Below are 21,961 nucleotides of genomic sequence, written 5' to 3'. Positions count from 1 at the left end.
CCGGTTTAGAAATAAAATTGATTTATTGAATTCATATATGAATAAAATCGATGAATTACACTATTCGCCAGCTTCGCGTGTTTGTCGCGGTTGCTCAGCACGGCAGTTTCAGTCAGGCCGGTCAGAGTATCGGTCTCAGTCAGTCAGCGGTCAGCCACAGTATTAAAGAGCTGGAGGCAGAGATGGGCATCCGCCTGCTGGACCGCACTACCCGTGAAGTGATGCTTACCGAAGCCGGTCAGCAACTTGCCTCGCGGGTGGAACGACTGCTGGAGGAGCTGAACACCACGCTGCTGGAAGTGCGCAGCTATGGCCAGCAGCGCAGCGGCACAGTGCGTGTCGCCGCCAGTCAGACCATCTCCGCGCATCTGATGCCGCAATGTCTTGCCGCCAGCCAGCAGGCTTATCCCGATATCAAAGTGATGCTACGCGACCGCCCGCAGCAGTGGGTTCTGCAAAGCGTGCGTAATGCGGAAGTGGATTTTGGCATTGTTATTGGCCCGCTACAGTCACCTGATTTTCAGTGTGAACCGATTCTTGCTGAGCCTTTTCTGCTGCTGTGTCGCCGTGATGACCCGCTGGCCAGCGCGCCAGAGATCGGCTGGGGCATGCTGAATGGCCGCACTATGGTTTTGCAGGATTATGCTTCAGGCAGCCGCCTGCTGATTGACGAAGCGCTGCGCGACCAGCAGGTAGAGGCGGAAATTGTCCAGGAAATTGGCCATCCGGCTACGCTGTTTCCGATGGTGGAAGCCGGGATTGGCATCAGTATCTTACCGGCGCTGGCGTTGCCGCTGCCGGAGGGCAGGCCACTGATGGTCAGGCGTATTCTGCCGGAAATTAATCGCACCCTGATGCTGATACGGCGTAAAAACCGTTCGTTATCGCCAGCGGCAGAAGCGATCTGGCAGGAAGTGCGTCAGCAGGCAGCCCTGCTGACGCGTCAGAGAGAAAATTCACCAGCGTTCTAGACGTAGACGTTCAGTGAATTGGTCGCGGTTGGACGGTTAACGCCATCCGCTTTAGGTGCTTCTGGTGGTGGCGTGGATTCAGTATCAGCCTGTGCTTTTTCTGCCTGCTTCTGTTGCAGCTGTGCAAGCTGCGCCTGCAACAGGGCAATTTGCGCTTCCAGCAACTGCTGCTGTTCCGCTTTTTGCTCAGTGGTGAGATCTGAAGAGGTCGCCAGATCTTTTACTTGCTGTGTAACCGTCTGGATCTGTTTGGTCAGCGCGGCGATTTGCGATGAAACACTGCTGCCGCCGCTGGAACTGCTACCACTGCTCTGACCGATGCCGGTGCTGGTGCTGATTGAGATAGTTGATGACATATTTTCCTCCGTTACAGTTCATCACTACGAGTATCGGAATGGGGAAGTCAAAGCTTGAGCGCTGAAAGTGTTAAAGTTTTGCAAGGAAGGCGTAAAGATGGGGCGGCGAAAACCGCCCCTGACACTAAGCAAAAAATGATCAGGCGGTTTTAAATACCCGAATAGCCTGAGAAAGCTGTTCGGCCTGCTCCTGCATCGACTGAGCCGCCGCCGCAGACTGATTCACTAACGCCGCATTCTGCTGCGTCACCTGATCCATCTGGGTAATTGCCATATTGATTTCATCAATGCCGGTGCTCTGTTCGGAACTGGCGATCGAAATCTCACCCATAATCGCCGTGACGCTTTTCACGCTGGCGAGCACTTCTTCCATGGTCGCGCCCGCTTTTGCAACCTGCTTGCCGCCTTCATCAACCTTAGCTACCGAATCTTCAATTAACTGCGCAATCTCTTTCGCAGCAGAAGCGGAGCGCTGCGCCAGGCTACGCACTTCCGAAGCCACTACGGCAAAGCCGCGTCCCTGTTCACCGGCGCGGGCAGCTTCCACCGCAGCGTTCAGCGCCAGAATATTGGTCTGGAAGGCAATGCCATCAATGACGCTGATGATATCGACGATTTTCTTCGAAGAACCATTAATCATATCCATGGTGCTGACCACCTGCTTCACCGCATCGCCGCTTTGCACCGCGACTTTCGATGCCTGCGCCGCCAGCTGATTGGCCTGACGGGCGTTATCGGCGTTCTGTTTCACGGTGGCGGTCATCTGTTCCATTGCTGAGGCTGTCTCTTCCAGAGAACTTGCCTGCTGCTCGGTACGGGAAGAGAGATCCATATTGCCCGCCGAAATTTCACCGGAGGCGTTGGCAATCAAATCGGTGCCGGAGCGCACTTCGGTGACAATCTGCAGCAGGTTGTCATTCATATTTTTCAGCGCCTGCATCAGCTGACCGGTCTCATCAGCAGAGGTGACGCGAATGGTGGTGCGCAGATCGCCCGCCGCCACGTTTTCGGCGATGCTGACGGCTTCACGCAGTGGACGAACAATTGAGCGCGTCAGGAAGAAGCCCAGCAGAACCGCAGCGATAATTGCCAGCGCAGAGAACACTAAGGTGATAGTGATGGCGGTTGAGGCGTCAGCAACGGCTTCGGTCCCTTCTGACTGCAATTGTGCCGATTGGGAATCAGCAAATTTCACCACGATATCCAGAAACGTATTTTGCACTGAGGTGATTTTTTTCAGTGCATACTGCGCTGCGACATCCGGATTACCCGCCTGGACCAGGGTCAGCAGCTCCGCCTTACCCTGTTCAAAAGCCTGTTCGGCATCTTTTACCGCCTGGATTTTCTTCTGACCAATCTCGGTGGTTTGCAGTTTTGAAATCTTCTCAATGGCGTCATTGGTCTGTTTGGTTGCGGCATTGAGCTGGGTAACACGGCTTACATTGTTTTCCGGTCTGGTCGTATCAATCACCATGCCACGTAAAAATTTGATCTGGTCATTGACGCCGTCGCGCACATCAAAGGCGAGGCGGACTTTGATGTAACGGTCATTCACAATGCTGTCAATCGCACTGTTGATATTGCCAATCTTTACGACTGCGGTGCCACTGACGATAATCAGCAGCAGTATCACTAAGCCGAATGCCGCGCCAAGGCGAACGCCGACCTTCATATTCTTCACAGATGCCATTACATGTTTCCCTCTGAATTTTATGCAGCACCGCGGATCGGCAGAAAACCGTTGATACGCGATAATTCGCTGTTTTTATAAATAAAATGCTAAACGGGTGTCGGGAGCATAAATTACGCTCGTCGAGGCTGTTACATCGGCAGGGGGGCGGAAAACTTGATGTGAATTTGTGATGAATGTCGCATTGGGCAGGGCATGCGAAGTTCTGCGGCACGGAAACAAAAAAAGCACCCAAAGGGTGCTTTTTTTCTGAATTTGGTGGGTCGTGCAGGATAACTCGGCCAAAGGCCTCGCCCTGCGGGCCGTTGCCGGAGGCAACGTTGTCTCGCATGCGCTCGACCCGAACCTGCAGCAGGTTCGAACCCCGCACGAATAAGTTGCTGAGCTCGGAAACAAAAAAAGCACCCAAAGGGTGCTTTTTTCTGAATTTGGTGGGTCGTGCAGGATTCGAACCTGCGACCAATTGATTAAAAGTCAACTGCTCTACCAACTGAGCTAACGACCCGAAATGGTGGGTGATGACGGGCTCGAACCGCCGACCCCCTCCGTGTAAAGGAGATGCTCTACCAACTGAGCTAATCACCCATTTCGTTACTGCTTTAGCAAGACACCTTCGTGCTGTTGAGTCATGGTGGGCGATGACGGGCTCGAACCGCCGACCCCCTCCGTGTAAAGGAGATGCTCTACCAACTGAGCTAATCGCCCATGTCTCAACTTTCCTGCTCCACTGCGGCCATCTTAGAGATGGTGGGTGATGACGGGCTCGAACCGCCGACCCCCTCCGTGTAAAGGAGATGCTCTACCAACTGAGCTAATCACCCCCGCTGTGTGGAGTCGCATTATAGGGATCCGGCGAAATGAGTCAACGCTTTTTAAAACGAAAATGATTGTTCGGCTTAAATTTAGTCAGGATGTCGCCGTTTTAAGCAAAACCTCTGTTTTCTTGCGCGATATTCCGCCATATCAATTCGACAGGCAAGGTAAGGCCGTTGAGGAATCGCTGTCAGATGATAGAATGCAGGCAATTAATAAAGCGCCAAATGAGTCACTTTTGTAATTTGTCAGCGCATTCGCGTAATAAGGCACCGTTTAATGAAAATCAAAACCCGTTTTGCCCCCAGCCCAACCGGCTATCTGCATGTTGGTGGCGCTCGTACCGCGCTCTATTCCTGGCTGTTTGCCCGTAATCAGGGCGGTGAGTTCGTTCTGCGTATCGAAGATACCGATCTGGAGCGCTCCACGCAGCAGGCTATCGACGCCATTATGGACGGTATGAACTGGTTGAGCCTCGACTGGGATGAGGGTCCGTACTATCAGACCAAACGTTTTGACCGCTATAACGCCGTGATTGATGAGATGCTCGACGCGGGCACCGCCTATAAATGCTACTGCTCGAAAGAGCGTCTGGAAGCACTGCGTGAAAACCAGATGGCCAATAACGAGAAGCCGCGCTATGACGGTCGTTGCCGTGACAGTCATGAGCATCATGCTGCGGATGAACCTTGCGTGGTGCGTTTCCGTAACCCGCAGGAAGGCTCGGTAATTTTTGACGATCAGATTCGTGGCCCGATTGAATTCAGCAATCAGGAGCTGGACGATCTGATTATCCGTCGTACCGACGGTGCGCCAACCTATAACTTCTGCGTGGTGATCGATGACTGGGATATGGAGATCACCCATGTGATCCGTGGTGAAGACCATATCAACAACACCCCACGTCAGATCAACATCCTGAAAGCGATTGGCGCACAGGTGCCGGTTTATGCCCACGTTTCGATGATCCTCGGCGACGACGGCAAAAAGCTCTCCAAACGCCACGGCGCGGTGGGTGTGATGCAGTATCGTGATGACGGCTATCTGCCGGAAGCGCTGCTGAACTATCTGGTGCGTCTGGGCTGGTCCCATGGCGATCAGGAGATTTTCAGCATTGCCGAGATGAAACAGCTGTTTGATCTTAACGCGGTAAGCAAATCGGCCAGCGCCTTTAATACCGAAAAATTGCAGTGGCTGAATCACCATTATATCAACTCACTGGCGCCGGAATATGTGGCTACCCATCTGCAATGGCATATTGAGCAGGAAAATATCGATACCCGCACCGGCCCGGAGCTGGCGCAGCTGGTTAAACTGCTGGGTGAGCGCTGTAAGACGCTGAAAGAGATGGCTGCGTCGTGCCGCTACTTCTATGAAGACTTTGAGCAGTTCGATGCCGACGCGGCGAAAAAGCATCTGCGTCCGGTAGCGCGTCAGCCGCTGGAAGTGGTGCGCGACAAACTGGCCGCTATCAGCGAATGGACGGCAGAGAATGTGCACCATGCGATTCAGGCGACCGCTGATGAACTGGAAGTGGGAATGGGCAAGGTCGGTATGCCGTTACGTGTTGCGGTAACTGGCGCCGGTCAGTCACCGGGTCTGGACGTCACCGTGCATGCTATCGGTAAGTCACGTTCTGTGGCGCGCATTGAACAGGCGCTGGCTTATATCGCGGAACGCGAAGCCCAGGCGTAATCGCGTTACTAATAAAACCCCGGAAACAGCAATGCTGCTTCCGGGGTTTTTTTTACCCTTCGCTAATACCCAGACGCTGCAAAATGCCCTGAATACCTTCGCGTACCAGCAATGCCGACAGTCTCGCCTGCTCTTCTGGCGTCATCTGTTGCAAAGAGGTGATTAATAAGCCTGGTAATGGATTCTGATTTACCACATAGGATGCAGCAGGTTCTGCGGCATGACGCGTGGATTTCAGAAACTCTTTTACCCGCTCATCAATATGAATCATCCGCGCTTTACCACCCTGAACTCCGGGCTTTGGCGCAGTGGTCCAGCTTTCTCGTTTAATCCATTTGTTGATGGTTTGACGGCTATAGCCCGTCACCTTAGCCAGCTCTTCAGGTGTTAACCAGTCCTTTTTCACGTTTCAGTCCCTGTAACGAATGTATTAGCAGAACATCTTACAATAATTCGGTAAAGGAATAACTAATGGATAAAAAAATGAGATCTGGCGCAAAAAAATTTGCCCTCTACCGGCGATAAAGGGCGGAGGAACTAGCGGGAGGCTTTAACGCTTTCTGTTGCAGAGCGGAAGGCGAGGAAGTAGGCCAGACCGACAAATACGGCGCCACCTACAGCATTACCGAGGAATACGGCGATAAAGTTTGGCAGATATTCAGCCCAGCTCAGGTAGCCAGCGAAAATCGCCGCCGGAATGATAAACATATTTGCTACCACGTGCTGGAAGCCAATCGCCACAAACGCCATCACCGGGAACCACATACCGAAGATTTTGCCGACCATATCTTTACTGGCGAAAGCCAGCCAGGTTGCCAGACACACCAGCCAGTTACAGCCGATGCCGGAAATAAACGCCTGAGTAAAGTCAGCGTTAACTTTAGCGGTAGCAATGGCGACGGTTTTTTTCAGGAACGCACCTTCAGTCATGCCCAGCATATGACCAAAGAACCAGGCGACGGCCAGACTGCCGATAAAGTTAGCGACGGTGACCCAGAACCAGTTACGCAGCACGCTAATACCGCTGATCTGGCGGGCAAACCAGGCAATTGGCATGGTCATCATATTACCGGTTAACAGCTCGCCACCGGCCAGAACTGTCAGAATGATCCCTACCGGGAACACCGCTGCGCCTAACAGGCCGCCGAATGAACCCCATTCTGCGGGGAGCTGATAGATAACATGGATATCCAGCAGAAAGCCGGTGGCGATAAAGGCGCCAGCCAGAAAGCCGAGGATCATTAAGGTAGAGACAGAAGCATGACTTTTGGCAACGCCCGCCTGGATGGCGATGGCGGCGATTTCTTTAGGTGTATGCAAGGACATAGTAGCTCTGGTGTAGTTAATTATAAAAAGCGGTTAATAAAAATAGCCAATATCCGGCGCTGGTATCCGCCAGGGTACGCAGGGCGCACAACTGGGGGGTATTGGTTAAATAATTAGCGGGCGAAGTTTTGCACGGTGAATTAACAAAAACAAGCGACTTTTTATGCCATTTTTAACCTGAGAGTAACATCCACTACCGGGATTGGTTGTAAGCAGGTAGTAAGCGGAGGAAATTCAGTCAATTCGTCGCAGGTTGACGCCTTTTTCAGCGATTGACCACAGAATACCAATTTGCCGTTGACACCCTGGTGGCGGTCTCATATTATGCCGTCCGTCGATACGACACTGTTTTTCGGTTTGGGGCTATAGCTCAGCTGGGAGAGCGCTTGCATGGCATGCAAGAGGTCAGCGGTTCGATCCCGCTTAGCTCCACCAAATCTATCCAGCAGATTTGGAACTGAAAAACGCATCTCTGTAGTGGGGGTATAGCTCAGCTGGGAGAGCGCTTGCATGGCATGCAAGAGGTCAGCGGTTCGATCCCGCTTATCTCCACCAAATCTTCTTTGATCTTTATCAGTTTACTTAATACCTTTCTCAAAATCTGCCATCGTGTTTTTTCATAGTGAGCTTAGATAGCCAACTCGAATGCTAATGACGTGCCAGCTGTTTTGAAATCTCGTTCAACAAACTTTCAGTGAAGTGCATTTCAGCACGATACCTCTTTAATGCTGCCTGTTGTGATGACAGTGCAGGCGATAAACAGGTTTTATGGCGGTCAGAATACTCATACACCCAGTGCAAGCCCAGCCAGCGTCTCAGATATCCCCCCGAAATGAAACAGTATTACTCTCCAGAATTTTAAATCACTCTGATTTTTTTCGTTACGCTAATCTTGTGAAACCTCATGCCGTTGTAGGTTTTTTCGCCGCTCAAGTTCAAGTTTATCGAGCAACACGCTGTTTTATATCAAATTTATATTGATGTGCTTGATGTTTAAGCAGTAACATCTGGTCAATCGTTACCGTATAAAGATGGGTAGCGCTCTCATTAAATTGGTGGCGGATAACACACATTGGCAAAGTATCAAATAGACTCAATCCAAAGTTGGGAACCCTTCGAGCACGGTGGAGTGTCGTACTCGCTTTCTCACCTCGACGTACACGAGATCACATACAAAGGTGAGAAGCAGGATTTCAGGTTTGTGGTGACTTACGGTCTTCACTGCTTCGCGAAGGATGTCACGGCTTTCAATATTCCGCTTGTCTATAAAGACGGGCGTGAGCAGCTGACCATTTGCATGGAGCGTTACGAAGCGTCAAAGCATATACGCCAGATTTTGGCTAATCTACCAGCGATGAAGTTATTCCAGACAACGGCAGAGAAGTTTTTTACGCTGGAAATGCTGAATAGTGCCACGGGGCAGATTGAGCCATATAAGATTTGCATAGCGTTTTATAAAGAGAAGCGTCTGCTACGGATGCACATCCTGTCAGCTTTTTTTGCCCGAACGGGTCCGGGGGCTCCGGGTGAAGTAATCCCGAATAACTCAGTTAGTTTTTTTAAAGTTGCGACTGACACCGCAGCTAGAAAAAAACATGCACGCGTGCCGAAAGAAGCCAACAACAGACACCAATAACGGCTATGCATTAAAGACCGGTGCACGGTATCAAATAATTAGCGGCTTGAGTACAGAGCGAACTGGGCACGGACAGGGGGGGCGGGGAGCGAGTAAGGGACATGGTAGTAAATACGTTTGATAAGGCCTAACCTAAAAAGTAGCGACCCCCTTTCGGGGGTCTCAGCCGCCTTTCGGCGGGTCAGGACACTTTACCGTCATGGACGAACCTGTTGCCAGGAAGTGGGATGCGATCTCGCTGCCGAAATCCCTGTAACCATCCGTTAAATAATTTTATATGCATTCCCGCAGATATTCAACTAAAGGTTGAATATACCCTAAAGACTAACTTTTTCCGTCTGTAAGCGTGCACGCCAGATGAAAGAGAAACTGGCTAAACTGGGCGTGCAGAGCTAAGAAATTCAGACAGGGCTGCAGAGCATGGACGAGGCTACTCAACCCGGTTATCTTATTCTCCCTATTGATGGTCATCACCGCAGCCGTTTTTTAACACCGGTGCCCAGGAATTCCCCCTTAGTTATGTATTTCCTGATCGCCTCAGCGCCATGCGGTTAATCAATTAATGAAAAAATTCTTCAAGGGATGGTTGCAGCGTCAGCTGAGATACTTTGCAGGCACATTTGTCCCCATTCTGCTGATCCTTATTTTTGGCATGCTGGCCGTAACCTGGTGGCCCGCTTTTGCCTGGCGTTCGACGGTTGCTTTTGCAGCATTAGCGTTTGCGGTCACTTTTTGGTTGATATAAACGCATACTTAATCTCTGCTACGCAGTAAGGCCGGATCTGCACCCGGCCTGCACTATTCAGGATATCCGTTCAGCACTCGCCTTTTGCGGCTGCGCCAGCACGGTAAAATCGTGTGTGCCATCGCGATCCAGCTGCGCAATCAACCCATACTCCCAGTCCAGATAAGCCTGCATGGCTGCGGCGGAGTTAGTGGTACCCTCATAAGGCCGACGATAACGGTCAGTGCGCGCCTGCAGCAACTGAGTTTCTCCGCTTTCCAGCGGCAATTCTGCTGCCCGCCACGCGGCATTGCCGCCGTTAAGCACCGACACCGGTTTGCCGGTAAGCGATTCCAGTTCCGCCACTGCGTAACGCGCCAGCAGGCTGCTGCCGCAGGTCACCACATAGCGCTGCGCCGGTGGCAGCGCTGCTGCGCCATGTTCGGTTAACAATGAACGCTGAAGCCAGGCGGCGCCGGGAATATGGCCATTCACGTAGTTAGCGCTGGCGGTAAAATCGAGCAGCTGCGTATTGCCCTGCTGTAGCCAGGCGGTGAGGGTTGCGGTGTCGATTTCAGTCAGTGCGGGCAGGGGCGGAACTGCCGGGATCCAGTTACCTGTGGCGCTAAAATCAGCCGCGGTCAGCCCGTCAAGCACATACACTTCCCAGCCCATCTGGGCCAGCCAGGAGGCGCTCAGATTGGCGCGCACACCCTCGGAATCAATCAGCACCACGCGTGCGCCGCGTACACTGGCGTAGTGGTCGGTCTCCTGCACCAGCTGACCGCCAGGTGCCGAACGACTGGCGGCAAAATGACCGGCGGCATATTCATCAGCATCGCGCACATCGAACAGATAAAGCGTGCGCGTATTTTGCTGCTGCCACTCTGCCAGCTGCGTTTTGCTGGCTCGCGCCACGCCTGCACGGTCGGCCACGCTACGCGCACTCTTCGCCGCCTGTAACCGGGCGGTTTCGCTGACATCGCTATAGCGACGACTCTGCCCGTGCTCCAGCGCCAGTCCCGCCAGCGTCCAGCCGATGGTGCCATTGCGCAGGGCATAGACCGGATTACGGATACCGGCGTTAACCAGCGACTGTGTGCCAATAATACTGCGGGTACGACCAGCACAGTTAACTATCACCGTGGTTAACGGCGACGGCGCCAAATCGCGCACGCGCAATACCAGTTCGGCCCCCGGCACGCTGATGCCTCGCGGAATACTCATGGTGTGATACTCATCGAAGCGTCGGCTGTCGAGTACCACCACATCCTTATTCTGTAGCAGCAGATCATTAACCTGTTCGGCGGAAAGCGATGGAGTATGGTTACGGCTTTCTACCAGCTCGCCAAAGGCTTTACTCGGTGAGTTAACATCAATAAACAGTTCGCCGCCGCTGTTGCGCCAGCCCGCCAGTCCGGCCTCCAGCAGCGCCACATCCTGATAGCCAATTGCGGAGAGACGCAGTGCCGCCACCTCCGCCAGCCCCTCGCCATTATCGTATAGCGTCACCGGTGTGCTCAGACGGGGGATGCGATTCAGTATTTCCAGCTCCAGCTTCGACAGCGCGATATTGGCGGCAAACAGCGGATGTCCGGTGGCGAAGGCGGCCTCTTCGCGCACATCAATCAGCGCCACTTCCTGGTGCTGACGTAGCGCCTGACGGATCTCACTGCTGCTGCGGGTTTGATAAGAGAAATTAGTCATGTGACAGATCCCAGATATTAGGCAAGTAACGGTTGCTATAACCGGAGATAAACGCTTTTTCGCTGCCGTCTTCGCGGTAAACGGCGCGCTGCACCGCGCCGATATTGGCGCCATAAACATGAATGCTGACAGAGGTGCGATCGTTAAACGCATTGCTGACGCGATGAATATCCTGCGTATTGGGTGATACCGATTCAACGTTGCCCGGCTCCAGGCGAACCGGCGCGCCAGCGGGCTGTAAGCCACTGGCATCGCGCTGATAGCTTTGCGAAATCTCCGCGCCGCGCAGCATGCCAATTAACCCCCAGACGCGGTGATCGTGTACCGGCGTCGACTGACCGGCTCCCCAGACAAAACTGACTACCGAGAAGCGCTGGCGCGCGTCGGCATGCAGCAGATATTGCTGATAGCGTGCGGGGTCGGGCAGGGTAAAAGCCTCATCCAGCCAGTCATCGTACTGGATCAGCTTTTGCAGCAACTGCGCGCCGCGCGGCAGAATCAGGCTTTCATCGCTGGTCTCATCCAGCAACTGCGCCAGCCCGCCAACAAAGTCACGCAGGCGGTGTGATTGCAGAATACTCATGGTGTCGTCGCTCCCGGTTGCTGTTTTGCTACCTGATTAGCCGCGCCAGCCAGGCTGTAATCGAAGGCCTGGCTAACGTCGACGGCTTTCGGTAACACCTGATATTTAAGGAAGAAGTCGGCGGATTTTTGCAGCGTAACCTCCAGCCGCTGATCAAAGTTAACCGGGCGGATCTGCGCATCGGCGATCCATTTTTCAGTGATCGCGGTGGGCATCTTCAGGCTTTTACCCAGCGTGGCGGCAAACTGCTGTGGATGCTGTCGCGCCCAGATTTGTGCTTTTGCCAGCCGCGCCAGCAGATCGCTGATTGCCGCACGTTTGGCCGGGTCGTTAATCGCCTCTTCGCGCGCCAGCGCATAGGAGTAGCCGGACATAATCCCTTTACCGCCGCCCTGCGGCACGCGCTGACTGCCATCGACCTGTATTGAGGTGGCGATATAGGGTTCCCACGGCGCCCAGGCGTCCACTGCGCCGGAGGCCAGCGCCGCGCGGCCATCCACCGGACCGAGGAAGCGCAGCGTGACATCCTTTTGCGTCAGTCCGGCGCGTTCCAGCAGGCCGAGGATCAGATAGTGTCCCCAGCCACCGCGATTAACCGCAATCTGCTTACCTTTCAGATCGCTCAGCTGCTTAATCCCGCTATCAGGTCGGGTTAACAGCGCAATACTGTCGGGATTATTCTGCCAGGCGCCAACCGCTTTTACCGGCGCGCCCGCGGCATAAACAAACAGAAACGGCAGATCGCCGGTAAAGCCGACATCCAGCGCACCGGCATTCAGCGCTTCCTGCACCGGTGCGCCGGAATCAAATGAGGAGAGTTTTAACTGATAAGGCAGATTATCCAGCTGGCCCGATGCCTTCAGCGCCACAAACCGATCACCTTTAACATCACCCAGACGCAGCGTCACCTGTCCGGCAGCCAGTGCGTTACTGGCGCTGATACTCAGCAAAATAGCCGCAACTATCGAGCCGATCTTCATCAGGCGCTCCTTGCACTAACGTGTCTGGCGTCCACTTTCTCCCGCGTCAGCGGTAGCAGCTCCTTGCCATATTCGATGGCGTCGTTCAGCGGATCAAAGCCGCGGATCAGAAAACTGTCGATACCAAGGTCATAGTACTCAAGCAGCGCGTCGGAAATCTGATCCGGCGTACCGACCAGCGCCGTTGAGTTATAGCCGCCGCTGACCAGTTTAGCGATGCCGGTCCACAGATGCTTATCGAGGCGGTCGCCCTGGTTCGCCGCCGCCAGCAGGCGCTGCGCCCCCACACTCTGCGGCTTCGGTTTACCAAAGCGGAAGTCGCTGGCTGCCAGCTGCTGGCGCGCGGTTTCGCGGATATATTCGGCGCGCTCCCAGGCCTCTTTTTCCGTGCTGCCGAGGATTGGGCGGAAGGAGATATTAAATTTAATCTGGCGGTTATATCTGGCGGCTGCGGCGCGCACCGTTTTCACCGTCTCGGCGGCGCCGGCCAGCGGCTCGCCCCATAACGCAAATACATCAGCGTGACGCGAGGCGACATCAATTGCTTCAGTGGACGAGCCGCCAAAGTAAACCGGCAGATGCGCCTGCTGTGGTTTGATGGCTGAAAACGCCTGCTCCGCCTGATAAAACGCTCCCTGATGATCGTAAGGGGTGTCGGACTCCAGACTCTGTTTCAGCACAGTAAGAAACTCATCGCTGCGTGCATAACGCTGCGCTTTATCGAGGTAATCGCCATCACGGCGCTGTTCGCTATCGCTGCCGCCGCTGATGATATGCACCGCCAGACGACCATCGGTCAGATTATCCAGCGTCGCCAGTTTGCGCGCCGCCAGTGTCGGGGAAACAAAACCGGGGCGGTGCGCCAGTAAAAACTTCAGGCGCGTAGTATGGGCGGCGGCATGGGCGGTAACCAGAAAACCGTCCGGTTGATCGGACCAGTAGCCTACCAGGATGCGGTCAAATCCCGCCTGCTCGTGGGCACGGGCGAAATCGGCAATATAGTTTTTATCGAACAGCGGGCCGCTGGCCGGAATGATTTCTGATGCCAGACGATGGCCAATCATGCCGAGAAACTGAATGCTCATAGGGGGTTCTCCGTGGTAGCGGCCGGAGAAAATCCGGCAGAGAACCCACCCTAAAGCTGATTTTAATATGTGTGAAATTCATTATTGTGCGTTACTAATATAAAAATTAGCTATTGTCTGCTGACGGCATCAAATCATATTCTGCCGCCATATCGCAGCCAAACTGCGCGAGCGCCGCCAGCTGGCTGGCAGGCAGCGTGCGTTGCACCAGCCACAGCTCGCTAAGCGGTGTGAAATCCCTCAGTTCCACCACCTTCAGCCGCAGCGACGCGGGGGCGCGATCCACCAGCATTCGCGGCATCATGCCCAGTCCGCGCCCGGCGGCAATCAGCGCCAGCTGCAAAGCACTGCCCTGTACTTCCATATTAAGCTGCAATGGCAAACCGCGATCGGCCAGTGCGCGGGTAATTGTCGCACGGAAACCGCAACCATCCGGGTTAAGGATCCAGCCGCGATCATAGCAGTCGGCCAGCGTCACAGGCAGCGGTTGTCCGTCGTCAGCGGCGACGATGGCCAGTTCAACTTTGCCCAGCGCTGTCACCAGCAGATTTTCCGGGAAAACTTTACTGGCGGGGAACAGCAGCAGGGCAGCATCAAGCTGTTCCTGTTGCAGCTGCTGCAACAGCTGATTACCCCAGCCGCTGCTGAGACGCGGCTGCAAATCGGGATAGCGCTGCTGTAGCCGCGCCAGCGCGGGCAGCATGCTGTCGTCGGCGAGGCTGTGCGGCATGCCGAGACGCAGCACGCCTTGCGGCGGCGTATCATCGGCTACCAGCTGTAACAGATTATCTACCTCGCTGACGATGCGCTGGCACTGCTGATAAACCTGCAAACCGACGGTGGTGGGGCGCAGCGGCCTGGTCTGCCGATCCAGCAGTACCACGCCAAGTGACTCTTCGAAATTCTGCACGCGACGCGTCACCGCGGGTTGGGTCAGTCCCAGTTTTGCCGCGGTTTGCAGCGTTGATTGCAGCTGGATCAGGGTAACAAAAGCCTGGAGGTCTTCGAGTTTCATAGCCTGTTTCGTCAGTCGGGAAAGTGTCAGCATAGAGCGGCGCGGGGGAGTTTAATATGATTTTTTAGCATGTTTATCCGGCATAAAATGCATTTAGATTATAACAAAACCTGTGGCAGGCTCGGGTTTCTCTTTTTAAGGCGCCGGACTGTGAGAAAATCCCTGATCACCTTATCTCTGTTACTGGTCACCCTGGCTGGCAGCTGCCATGCGGTGGAGGCAAAGGGCTTTGTTGATCTTAATGCGGTGAAGGGGGAATAAGCGGCAGATTTCCTTTCATTCTCAAGGTACTCTTTTCTTCGTTTCTGGCATAAAAGTGACCTGTCTATTAAATATTCCCCGCTGCTACTTCTGGTTTTTCTTGCTGGCTGTAAATCAGGTGACCCAAGGCCAAAAATTTATCCTGCCAAAGTCGTCGTCAGGGATAATGCTGTGTGCGTATTAGTTCCGGCCGAAAACGAGGAGTTTCTTGTTGCCCTGGAAGTGGAGGGGACTGGAGACGCTAAACGACTGCGAAAATATTTAACGGCTACCGAACAACCTGTTTATCTGTCGCAGAATCAATGTGTCCCGCTTTATGGTTATTGGTTTGAATCGGGCCATTCCTATGGCGTGTCAGCGCATTTAGAAACTCAGGCAAGTCAGCAGACAGGTAAACCGGCAAGGATTTTCACCACTTCATTTACCGTGTCGCAGCAGCATGACAAGCAGTTGCAGGTCAGTCCGATTAACTGAAGGGGCCAGGCTAAACCTGGCCCCTGCGGCTTACAGTACCAGACCGGCAATCGATGCTGACAGTACGCTTACCAGCGTTGAACCGTACAGCAGTTTCAGGCCAAAGCGGGAAACTACATTGCCCTGTTCTTCATGCAGACCTTTAATCGCACCGGCAACGATACCGATAGAAGAGAAGTTAGCAAATGAGACGAGGAATACCGACAGGATGCCTTCACCGCGTGGTGACAGCTGACCGGCGATTTTCTGCAGATCCATCATGGCGACAAACTCGTTAGAAACCAGTTTGGTGGCCATAATACTGCCGACCTGCAACGCTTCATGGGCCGGAACACCCATCACCCAGGCAAACGGGAAGAACACATAGCCGAGGATGCCCTGGAAGCTGATACCGAAAATGGCGGCAAACAGCGCATTAAGACCGGAAATCAGCGCGATAAAACCGATCAGCATCGCGGCAACGATAATCGCGACTTTGAAACCGGCCAGAATATATTCGCCCAGCATCTCAAAGAAGCTCTGGCCTTTATGCGCATTACTGAGCTGCAGATCTTCTTCATTGTCGACACGGTACGGGTTAATCAGCGACAGCACGATAAAGGTGCTGAACATGTTCAGGATCAGCGCGGCAACCACATACTTCGGCTGTAGCATAGTCATATAAGCGCCGACTATCGACATTGATACGGTCGACATTGCGGTGGCCGCCATGGTGTACATGCGACGCTGCGACATTTTGCCGAGAATATCCTTATAGGCGATAAAGTTTTCTGATTGTCCCAAAATCAGCGAGCTTACCGCATTAAAGGATTCCAGCTTGCCCATGCCGTTGATTTTCGACAGCACAGTACCGATCGCGCGAATAACTACCGGCAGAATGCGGAAGTGTTGCAGAATACCAATCAGCGCCGAGATAAACACGATAGGGCAGAGTACGTTCAGGAAGAAGAACGCCAGGCCTTTATCGTTCATGCCGCCAAAGACAAAGTTTGTCCCTTCTGCTGCATATTTGAGCAGTTTTTCAAATAGCTCCGAGAAGCCTTGTACAAATCCGAGGCCGATTTCCGAGTTCAGGAAGAACCAGGCAAGCAGAACCTCAATAACCAGTAGCTGTATGACAAAACGAACGCGGATGTTTTTGCGATCGCTGCTGACCAACAGGGCCAGTAACGCGACAACTCCCAGCGCCAAAGCAAAGTGCAGAATGCGGGACATGTGTGCTCCAAATTTGAGGCAGGTTATATTTCGCTGTGTATTCTATGTAACGACGCGCGCAAAAACGAGATCTTCGCCACATTATAATAATAACCTATTACAACTGTTGCTCAGAAAAGCCTGATGGATCACATCTTTCAGCGTTACGACCAGGCGTAACGACGGTTGTTAAGCGTAACGGTTTAACTTACAGTGAAATCAATTGCTCATTTTTTAGCTTTGGTTTATTGTCACTGGTGATATAGCAAAGGCTATACTTTATAGCGCTGGCTATCACAGCGATAACCATAATCGAATTCCATCACGCTTGAGGATCCTTATGCTGAGGTGAATCGAGCGTTTTCAGGCAAGGGTCACCACTATGTTAGAAAGCCGCACCGCGGACCGGGTAGCACGCGGAGCTCGCAGAGTGAAGCTGGCTCTGCTGGGACCGGCATTTATTGCCGCTATCGGCTATATCGATCCCGGCAACTTTGCCACCAATATTCAGGCTGGCGCGTCTTACGGCTATAAATTGCTGTGGGTGGTGGTGTGGGCCAATGTGATGGCGATGCTGATCCAGCTGATGTCGGCCAAACTGGGAATCGCCACCGGTAAGAATCTGGCGGAACATATTCGTGACCGCTTTCCGCGCCCGGCGGTATGGCTCTATTGGGTGCAGGCGGAAATTATCGCGATGGCGACCGACCTGGCGGAATTTATCGGCGCGGCGATTGGTTTTAAGCTGCTGCTGGGGGTCACCCTGTTGCAGGGCGCAGTGCTGACCGGTATCGCTACTTTCCTGATTCTGATGTTACAGAGTCGCGGGCAAAAGCCGCTGGAGCTGGTGATTGCCGGTCTGCTGCTGTTTGTGGCGGCAGCATATATCGTTGAGCTGTTCTTTTCCCAGCCGAAGATGGTCGATCTGCTGCAGGGCATGGCATTGCCGTCGTTGCCGACGTCGGATGCGGTCTTCCTTGCCGCCGGGGTGCTGGGCGCCACCATTATGCCGCACGTGATCTACCTGCACTCGGCGCTGACTCAGGTCGGGGATAAAGATTCACGTGCGCAGCGCTACTCTTCCACCAAACTGGATGTGGCGATCGCCATGACCATTGCCGGATTTGTTAACCTGGCGATGATGGCCACCGCCGCCGCCGCATTCCACTTTAGCGGCCATACCGGTATTGCCGACCTCGAGCAAGCTTATCTGACACTGGAACCGCTGCTGAGCCACGCGGCGGCGACAGTGTTTGGCCTGAGTCTGGTGGCGGCGGGTCTGTCATCTACCGTGGTCGGCACCCTCGCCGGTCAGGTGGTGATGCAGGGCTTTATCCGCTTCCATATTCCGCTATGGGTGCGGCGCGTGGTAACCATGCTGCCATCGTTTATCGTCATTATGGCGGGCTGGGATCCGACACGCATTCTGGTGATGAGCCAGGTGCTGCTCAGCTTTGGCATTGCGCTGGCGCTGGTGCCGCTGCTGTCCTTTACCGGTAATCGTGAGCTGATGGGCGATATGGTTAACTCGCGGCTGATGCAAAACGCCGGAAAACTGATTGTGCTGCTGGTGGTGGCGCTGAATCTCTACCTGCTGGTGGGGATGGCGTTAGGTTTGTAATCCATATTTTCCCCTGCTTCTGCTCATCTTAAAAAAGAGAACTATGCTATCTGAGTAAGCATGGTTCTCTTCACCGGGAGAGTCCCGTTCCCGGTGCCTCGCACGAAGATATAACGACAACATCAGGAAATGCAGTCTGCTATCTGCTTACAGGGGTTATTCCCAGCCGGATGGGGGCACAATGCCTTCATTAAACATGGCCATTAGCGTTTAAGGGAGGCGACCGTCCAATTGCGACACTGTGAGGTCTGCACCCATGAACCAACAACATTCAACCGAACCCGAACGTCGTAAGGTCTTAAAGAACATTGCGGTAGTCTCTGCACTGGCTGTCAGCGGCATCGCCGGGCTGACCTTGACCACCGTCTCTTTTGCTGCGGCAATGAGCAAAGAGCAGCGCGATAAAATGACACCCGACGAGGTCATCGCCCGTTTCCGTCAGGGAAACCAGCGCTTCCGCGAAGGCAAAATGTTAAAGCACGACTATCTGGCGCAGAAGCGCGAGAGCCGGGCCGGGCAATATCCGGTGGCGGTGATTTTAAGTTGTATTGACTCGCGTGCGCCGGCGGAGATTTTACTGGATGCCGGTATCGGTGAAACTTTTAATTCACGCGTCGCTGGCAATATCGAAAATGAGGATATTCTCGGCAGTATGGAGTTTGCCTGTGCCGTTGCGGGCGCCAGACTGGTGCTGGTGATGGGGCATACATCCTGTGGTGCGGTGAAAGGGGCAATTAATAATGCAGAACTGGGCAATCTCACCGGCCTGCTTAGTAAAATTAAACCTGCGATTGCCAGAACCGCCTATAAGGGAAAAAGAAGCGGCGACAATTATGATTTCGTCGATGCGGTGGCAAAAACCAATGTGCAAATCACCGTCGACAATATCCGCCAGCACAGTGCGGTACTGAAGAAACTGGAAACTGAGGGCAAAATAAAAATTGTCGGCAGCATGTACCATCTGGATGGCGGACGCGTGGAATTTTTATAGCCAGGCTCTGGCTCTGCGCAAAAAAGGCAGGAACCACAGTTCCTGCCTTTTCGCTTAATGGTCGTGGCGGTGATGATGTTCCCAGTCGCGACGTTCATGGCGGCGATCGCGCTGATGATGCTTCCATTCACGATCGCGTTCATGAGCGCGCCGGCGTTCCCATTCATGGTGGCGTCGCCACTCTTCGTGGCGCCACCAGCGCCCCTCATTGTAACGATAATTATTGCGCCACCAGCGATCGTTACGCCAGCGGCCACCATCCCAGTACTGACCGCGGTTATCGCGATCGCCCAGATGCAGGGTAACACCAGGGGCTAAATTGATTTCGGCGCTATTGGCTTGTGCTGTGTGAAGAGCCAAAGGCGATAAGCTTGCCAGCAAGGCGGCAAAAATAATGGCACGTTTCATATTATCTCCTTATCAACGACTGACCGCATCGTTGTGTCAGGCAAGACTATCGGCAGCGCGGGCGGTTAGCATTATGTCTGATTCTGAAAAGAGTAAGGAAAGTCTGATTTGAGAATTATCTGGCGGGAAAGCCCGCCATCGTCGATGGCGGGTAAACGGTTACATTAAGATGGCGTCAATCTGTTGCAGCTCTGCATCGCTAAAGTGACGATTGGCCAGCATACCGACCGCATCATCAATCTGACTGGTTTTACTGGCGCCAATTAATACCGAGGTGACGCGGTCGCCGCGTAATACCCATGCCAGCGCCATTTGGGACAGTTTCTGACCGCGTTCGCTGGCCAGCTGATTCAGCTGACGCACTTTCGCCATCTTCTCTTCAGTCAGCTGGTCGCTGTTCAGGAAGCGGCTGCCGCTGGCGGCGCGCGAGTCCTCAGGTACGCCCTGTAAATAGCGATCGGTCAGCACACCACCCGCCAGGGGCGAGAAAGCGATACTGCCAACGCCACCCTGCTGCAGCACATCCAGCAGACCGGCTTCTGGCGAGCGTTCCAGCATTGAATATTTCGGCTGGTGAATCAGGCACGGCGTGCCGAGATCGCGCAGAATGGCAATCGCCTGTTCCGCCATTTCTGCCGGGTAGTTAGATATCGCCACATACAGTGCTTTACCCTGACGCACCAGATGATCCAGCGCTGCCATGGTCTCTTCCAGCGGTGTTTCCGGATCCGGGCGGTGATGATAGAAGATATCGACGTATTCCAGCCCCATCCGCTTCAGGCTCTGATCAAGGCTGGAAATCAGATACTTACGCGAACCCCAGTCACCATACGGCCCCTCCCACATGGTGTAGCCCGCTTTCGACGAGATAACTAACTCATCGCGATACGGACGGAAGTCTTCACGCAGGATACGGCCAAAATTCTCTTCCGCCGAACCCGGCGGTGGGCCGTAGTTATTGGCGAGGTCGAAATGGGTAATGCCACGATCAAAAGCGTGGCGCAGCAGATTACGACTGTTATCCACCAGCGTGGTGTCGCCAAAGTTATGCCATAAACCGAGAGAAACTGCCGGAAGTTTCAGGCCACTGCGTCCACAGCGGCGATATTCCATCTGCTGATAGCGCCCGGCATCGGGAAGATAGTGCATGTTTTAATCCTGCTTATTGAGGGTCAGTAACCGATACAGCATAGCAGTGTATGCGTTTACACTAACTGGATCCGCGCGGGGGATCGCAACTTACAGATTTTTCCGGCGATGATGAATTCAGAAAGATGCCGCTGTGCAGAAGGCCGCTGTACCGTTAAGGTATACACCTTTAAAGCTGGCAGTTTTGACTACACGCTCACCTTTATTCCCGGTGAGCGTTGTCGTTTTATCGGGGGAAATTTATAGTGGTACACATTGACTCAAACGGAGCAGCAGAATAATGACCAAATATGCTTTGGTAGGTGATGTTGGTGGCACCAACGCGCGCCTTGCCCTGTGCGAACTGGAGACCGGCAGCGTTTCACAGGCTAAGACTTTCCCGACATCAGAATATGCCAACCTTGAAGCAGTGATTCGGGTCTATCTTGATGAGCAGAAGCAGGATATCAAAGACGGCTGCATCGCTATTGCCTGCCCGGTCACCGAAGACTGGGTTGAAATGACCAACCATGACTGGGCATTTTCCATTAAACAGATGAAGGCCAATCTGGGTCTGCAACATCTGGAAGTGATCAACGATTTTACCGCAGTATCAATGGCTATCCCGATGCTGACCGCGGCGGATGTCATTCAGTTTGGCGGTAAAGCGGCGATCAAAGATCGTCCGATTGCGGTCTATGGCGCCGGAACCGGGCTGGGCGTGGCGCATTTAGTGCATGTCGATCAGCGCTGGGTCAGCCTGCCAGGTGAAGGCGGTCATGTTGATTTTGCGCCAAACAGCGAAGAAGAAGATCTGATTCTGGAAATTCTGCGTCCGGAACTGGGGCACGTCTCCGCCGAGCGTCTGCTCTCCGGGATGGGGCTGGTCAATCTCTATCGGGCGATTGTTAAATCAGATGACCGTGTACCAGAAAACCTGAAGCCGCGTGATGTCAGTGAACGCGCACTGGCAGACAGCTGCATCGACTGTCGTCGTGCGTTGTCGCTGTTCTGTGTGATTATGGGGCGTTTTGGCGGCAACCTGGCGCTGACGCTCGGCACCTTTGGCGGCGTGTATATTGCCGGTGGCATCGTGCCACGTTTCCTTGAGTTCTTTAAAGCTTCCGGATTCCGTGCGGCGTTTGAAGATAAAGGTCGTTTTAAAGATTATGTATCAGAAATTCCGGTCTATATGATCACCCACGATCAACCGGGCCTGCTGGGTGCTGGCGCTCATCTGCGTCAGAAACTGGGCCGCGTAATTTAAACCGCCAGACGCCTTCTCCGCGTAGCGGGGAGGGCG

At 53.7% G+C, this 21,961-nt stretch carries 20 protein-coding genes, 6 tRNA genes and 1 other RNA gene; 10 read left to right on the top strand and 17 right to left on the bottom strand.

Going from position 1 to position 21,961, the window contains the following annotated elements:
• Nucleotides 1–50 precede the first annotated feature (50 nt).
• Entirely contained in the window at nt 51–971 is a 921-nt protein-coding gene (locus J2125_RS04885) for a LysR family transcriptional regulator (RefSeq protein ID WP_017803292.1), read from the top strand.
• On the opposite strand, the gene J2125_RS04880 is transcribed toward J2125_RS04885, so the two are convergent.
• From J2125_RS04880 to J2125_RS04850, 7 genes are all read right to left on the bottom strand, one after another.
• Complete coding sequence (locus J2125_RS04880) at nt 968–1,327, bottom strand: FlxA-like family protein (protein WP_017803293.1); 360 nt, start codon at nt 1,325–1,327, stop codon at nt 968–970. The two genes, J2125_RS04885 and J2125_RS04880, sit on opposite strands and share 4 nt — an antisense overlap.
• A 139-nt stretch (nt 1,328–1,466) precedes the next feature.
• Nucleotides 1,467–3,017: a methyl-accepting chemotaxis protein gene (locus J2125_RS04875; RefSeq protein ID WP_017803294.1), complete on the bottom strand. Its 1,551-nt coding sequence runs from the start codon at nt 3,015–3,017 to the stop codon at nt 1,467–1,469.
• A 256-nt stretch (nt 3,018–3,273) separates the two neighbouring features.
• A non-coding RNA gene (locus tag J2125_RS04870) (RtT sRNA) lies at nt 3,274–3,401 on the bottom strand.
• Between the two features lie 45 nt (nt 3,402–3,446).
• Nucleotides 3,447–3,522: transfer RNA gene (locus J2125_RS04865), tRNA-Lys, on the bottom strand.
• A gap of 4 nt (nt 3,523–3,526) precedes the next feature.
• Nucleotides 3,527–3,602 (bottom strand) — tRNA-Val (locus J2125_RS04860).
• A 44-nt stretch (nt 3,603–3,646) separates the two neighbouring features.
• Nucleotides 3,647–3,722: transfer RNA gene (locus J2125_RS04855), tRNA-Val, on the bottom strand.
• A gap of 40 nt (nt 3,723–3,762) precedes the next feature.
• Nucleotides 3,763–3,838, bottom strand: a tRNA-Val gene (locus J2125_RS04850).
• Between the two features lie 271 nt (nt 3,839–4,109).
• On the opposite strand from J2125_RS04850, the gene gltX reads away from it, so the two are divergent.
• Complete coding sequence (gltX, locus tag J2125_RS04845; RefSeq protein ID WP_017803296.1) at nt 4,110–5,525, top strand: glutamate--tRNA ligase; 1,416 nt, start codon at nt 4,110–4,112, stop codon at nt 5,523–5,525.
• Between the two features lie 52 nt (nt 5,526–5,577).
• On the opposite strand, the gene J2125_RS04840 is transcribed toward gltX, so the two are convergent.
• Both J2125_RS04840 and J2125_RS04835 read right to left on the bottom strand, forming a co-directional pair.
• Nucleotides 5,578–5,931, bottom strand: a complete 354-nt coding sequence (locus J2125_RS04840) for a YfeC-like transcriptional regulator (RefSeq protein WP_017803297.1) — start codon at nt 5,929–5,931, stop codon at nt 5,578–5,580.
• 131 nt (nt 5,932–6,062) lie between these two features.
• Nucleotides 6,063–6,851: a formate/nitrite transporter family protein gene (locus J2125_RS04835; protein WP_017803298.1), complete on the bottom strand. Its 789-nt coding sequence runs from the start codon at nt 6,849–6,851 to the stop codon at nt 6,063–6,065.
• Between the two features lie 359 nt (nt 6,852–7,210).
• Between J2125_RS04835 and J2125_RS04830 the strand changes: the two genes are divergently transcribed.
• The 4 genes from J2125_RS04830 to J2125_RS04815 all read left to right on the top strand — a co-directional run bounded on the left by J2125_RS04830 (nt 7,211) and on the right by J2125_RS04815 (nt 9,232).
• Nucleotides 7,211–7,286, top strand: a tRNA-Ala gene (locus J2125_RS04830).
• A gap of 44 nt (nt 7,287–7,330) precedes the next feature.
• Nucleotides 7,331–7,406: transfer RNA gene (locus J2125_RS04825), tRNA-Ala, on the top strand.
• A gap of 517 nt (nt 7,407–7,923) precedes the next feature.
• Entirely contained in the window at nt 7,924–8,487 is a 564-nt protein-coding gene (locus J2125_RS04820) for a hypothetical protein (protein WP_017803299.1), read from the top strand.
• A 562-nt stretch (nt 8,488–9,049) separates the two neighbouring features.
• The gene (locus J2125_RS04815) at nt 9,050–9,232 is read left to right on the top strand and encodes a hypothetical protein (protein ID WP_017803300.1); all 183 of its coding nucleotides are present in this window, start codon (nt 9,050–9,052) and stop codon (nt 9,230–9,232) included.
• Nucleotides 9,233–9,289: 57 nt separating this feature from the next.
• Here the strand turns inward: J2125_RS04815 and J2125_RS04810 are convergent, their stop codons facing one another.
• The 5 genes from J2125_RS04810 to J2125_RS04790 form a co-directional block, all read right to left on the bottom strand.
• Nucleotides 9,290–10,918 (bottom strand): rhodanese homology domain-containing protein, encoded by a 1,629-nt coding sequence (locus J2125_RS04810; protein ID WP_209499470.1) that lies wholly within the window; start codon nt 10,916–10,918, stop codon nt 9,290–9,292.
• Nucleotides 10,911–11,501, bottom strand: coding sequence for a cysteine dioxygenase family protein (locus J2125_RS04805; RefSeq protein WP_017803302.1), 591 nt, complete (start codon nt 11,499–11,501; stop codon nt 10,911–10,913). The genes J2125_RS04810 and J2125_RS04805 overlap by 8 nt, the downstream gene beginning before the upstream one ends.
• Nucleotides 11,498–12,481: an ABC transporter substrate-binding protein gene (locus J2125_RS04800; protein ID WP_017803303.1), complete on the bottom strand. Its 984-nt coding sequence runs from the start codon at nt 12,479–12,481 to the stop codon at nt 11,498–11,500. The genes J2125_RS04805 and J2125_RS04800 overlap by 4 nt, the downstream gene beginning before the upstream one ends.
• On the bottom strand, nt 12,481–13,566 hold the full coding sequence (locus J2125_RS04795) for an LLM class flavin-dependent oxidoreductase (RefSeq protein ID WP_017803304.1): 1,086 nt from the start codon (nt 13,564–13,566) through the stop codon (nt 12,481–12,483). Before J2125_RS04795 ends, J2125_RS04800 begins: the two co-directional genes overlap by 1 nt.
• A gap of 106 nt (nt 13,567–13,672) precedes the next feature.
• Nucleotides 13,673–14,581: a LysR family transcriptional regulator gene (locus J2125_RS04790; protein ID WP_017803305.1), complete on the bottom strand. Its 909-nt coding sequence runs from the start codon at nt 14,579–14,581 to the stop codon at nt 13,673–13,675.
• Between the two features lie 321 nt (nt 14,582–14,902).
• Here J2125_RS04790 and J2125_RS04785 point away from each other — a divergent pair, with 321 nt between their 5' ends.
• Entirely contained in the window at nt 14,903–15,316 is a 414-nt protein-coding gene (locus J2125_RS04785) for a putative T6SS immunity periplasmic lipoprotein (RefSeq protein WP_338116592.1), read from the top strand.
• A 30-nt stretch (nt 15,317–15,346) separates the two neighbouring features.
• Here J2125_RS04785 and J2125_RS04780 read toward each other — a convergent pair whose 3' ends face one another.
• A complete protein-coding gene (locus J2125_RS04780; RefSeq protein WP_017803308.1) occupies nt 15,347–16,531 on the bottom strand; it encodes a NupC/NupG family nucleoside CNT transporter in 1,185 nt (394 codons plus the stop codon).
• A gap of 361 nt (nt 16,532–16,892) precedes the next feature.
• Here J2125_RS04780 and J2125_RS04775 point away from each other — a divergent pair, with 361 nt between their 5' ends.
• Both J2125_RS04775 and J2125_RS04770 read left to right on the top strand, forming a co-directional pair.
• Nucleotides 16,893–18,131: an Nramp family divalent metal transporter gene (locus J2125_RS04775; RefSeq protein WP_026112014.1), complete on the top strand. Its 1,239-nt coding sequence runs from the start codon at nt 16,893–16,895 to the stop codon at nt 18,129–18,131.
• 256 nt (nt 18,132–18,387) lie between these two features.
• A complete protein-coding gene (locus J2125_RS04770) occupies nt 18,388–19,122 on the top strand; it encodes a carbonic anhydrase (protein WP_017803310.1) in 735 nt (244 codons plus the stop codon).
• Nucleotides 19,123–19,176: 54 nt separating this feature from the next.
• Here the strand turns inward: J2125_RS04770 and J2125_RS04765 are convergent, their stop codons facing one another.
• Nucleotides 19,177–19,530, bottom strand: coding sequence for a DUF2502 domain-containing protein (locus J2125_RS04765; RefSeq protein WP_017803311.1), 354 nt, complete (start codon nt 19,528–19,530; stop codon nt 19,177–19,179).
• A 159-nt stretch (nt 19,531–19,689) separates the two neighbouring features.
• Complete coding sequence (gene mgrA / locus J2125_RS04760) at nt 19,690–20,679, bottom strand: L-glyceraldehyde 3-phosphate reductase (protein ID WP_017803312.1); 990 nt, start codon at nt 20,677–20,679, stop codon at nt 19,690–19,692.
• A gap of 280 nt (nt 20,680–20,959) precedes the next feature.
• On the opposite strand from mgrA, the gene glk reads away from it, so the two are divergent.
• Complete coding sequence (gene glk, locus J2125_RS04755) at nt 20,960–21,925, top strand: glucokinase (protein ID WP_017803313.1); 966 nt, start codon at nt 20,960–20,962, stop codon at nt 21,923–21,925.
• Nucleotides 21,926–21,961: the final 36 nt, after the last annotated feature.

The organism is Winslowiella toletana, from assembly GCF_017875465.1.
In the GTDB taxonomy this organism is placed as follows: domain Bacteria; phylum Pseudomonadota; class Gammaproteobacteria; order Enterobacterales; family Enterobacteriaceae; genus Erwinia; species Erwinia toletana.
This window is presented reverse-complemented; position numbering and strand designations above follow the sequence as displayed.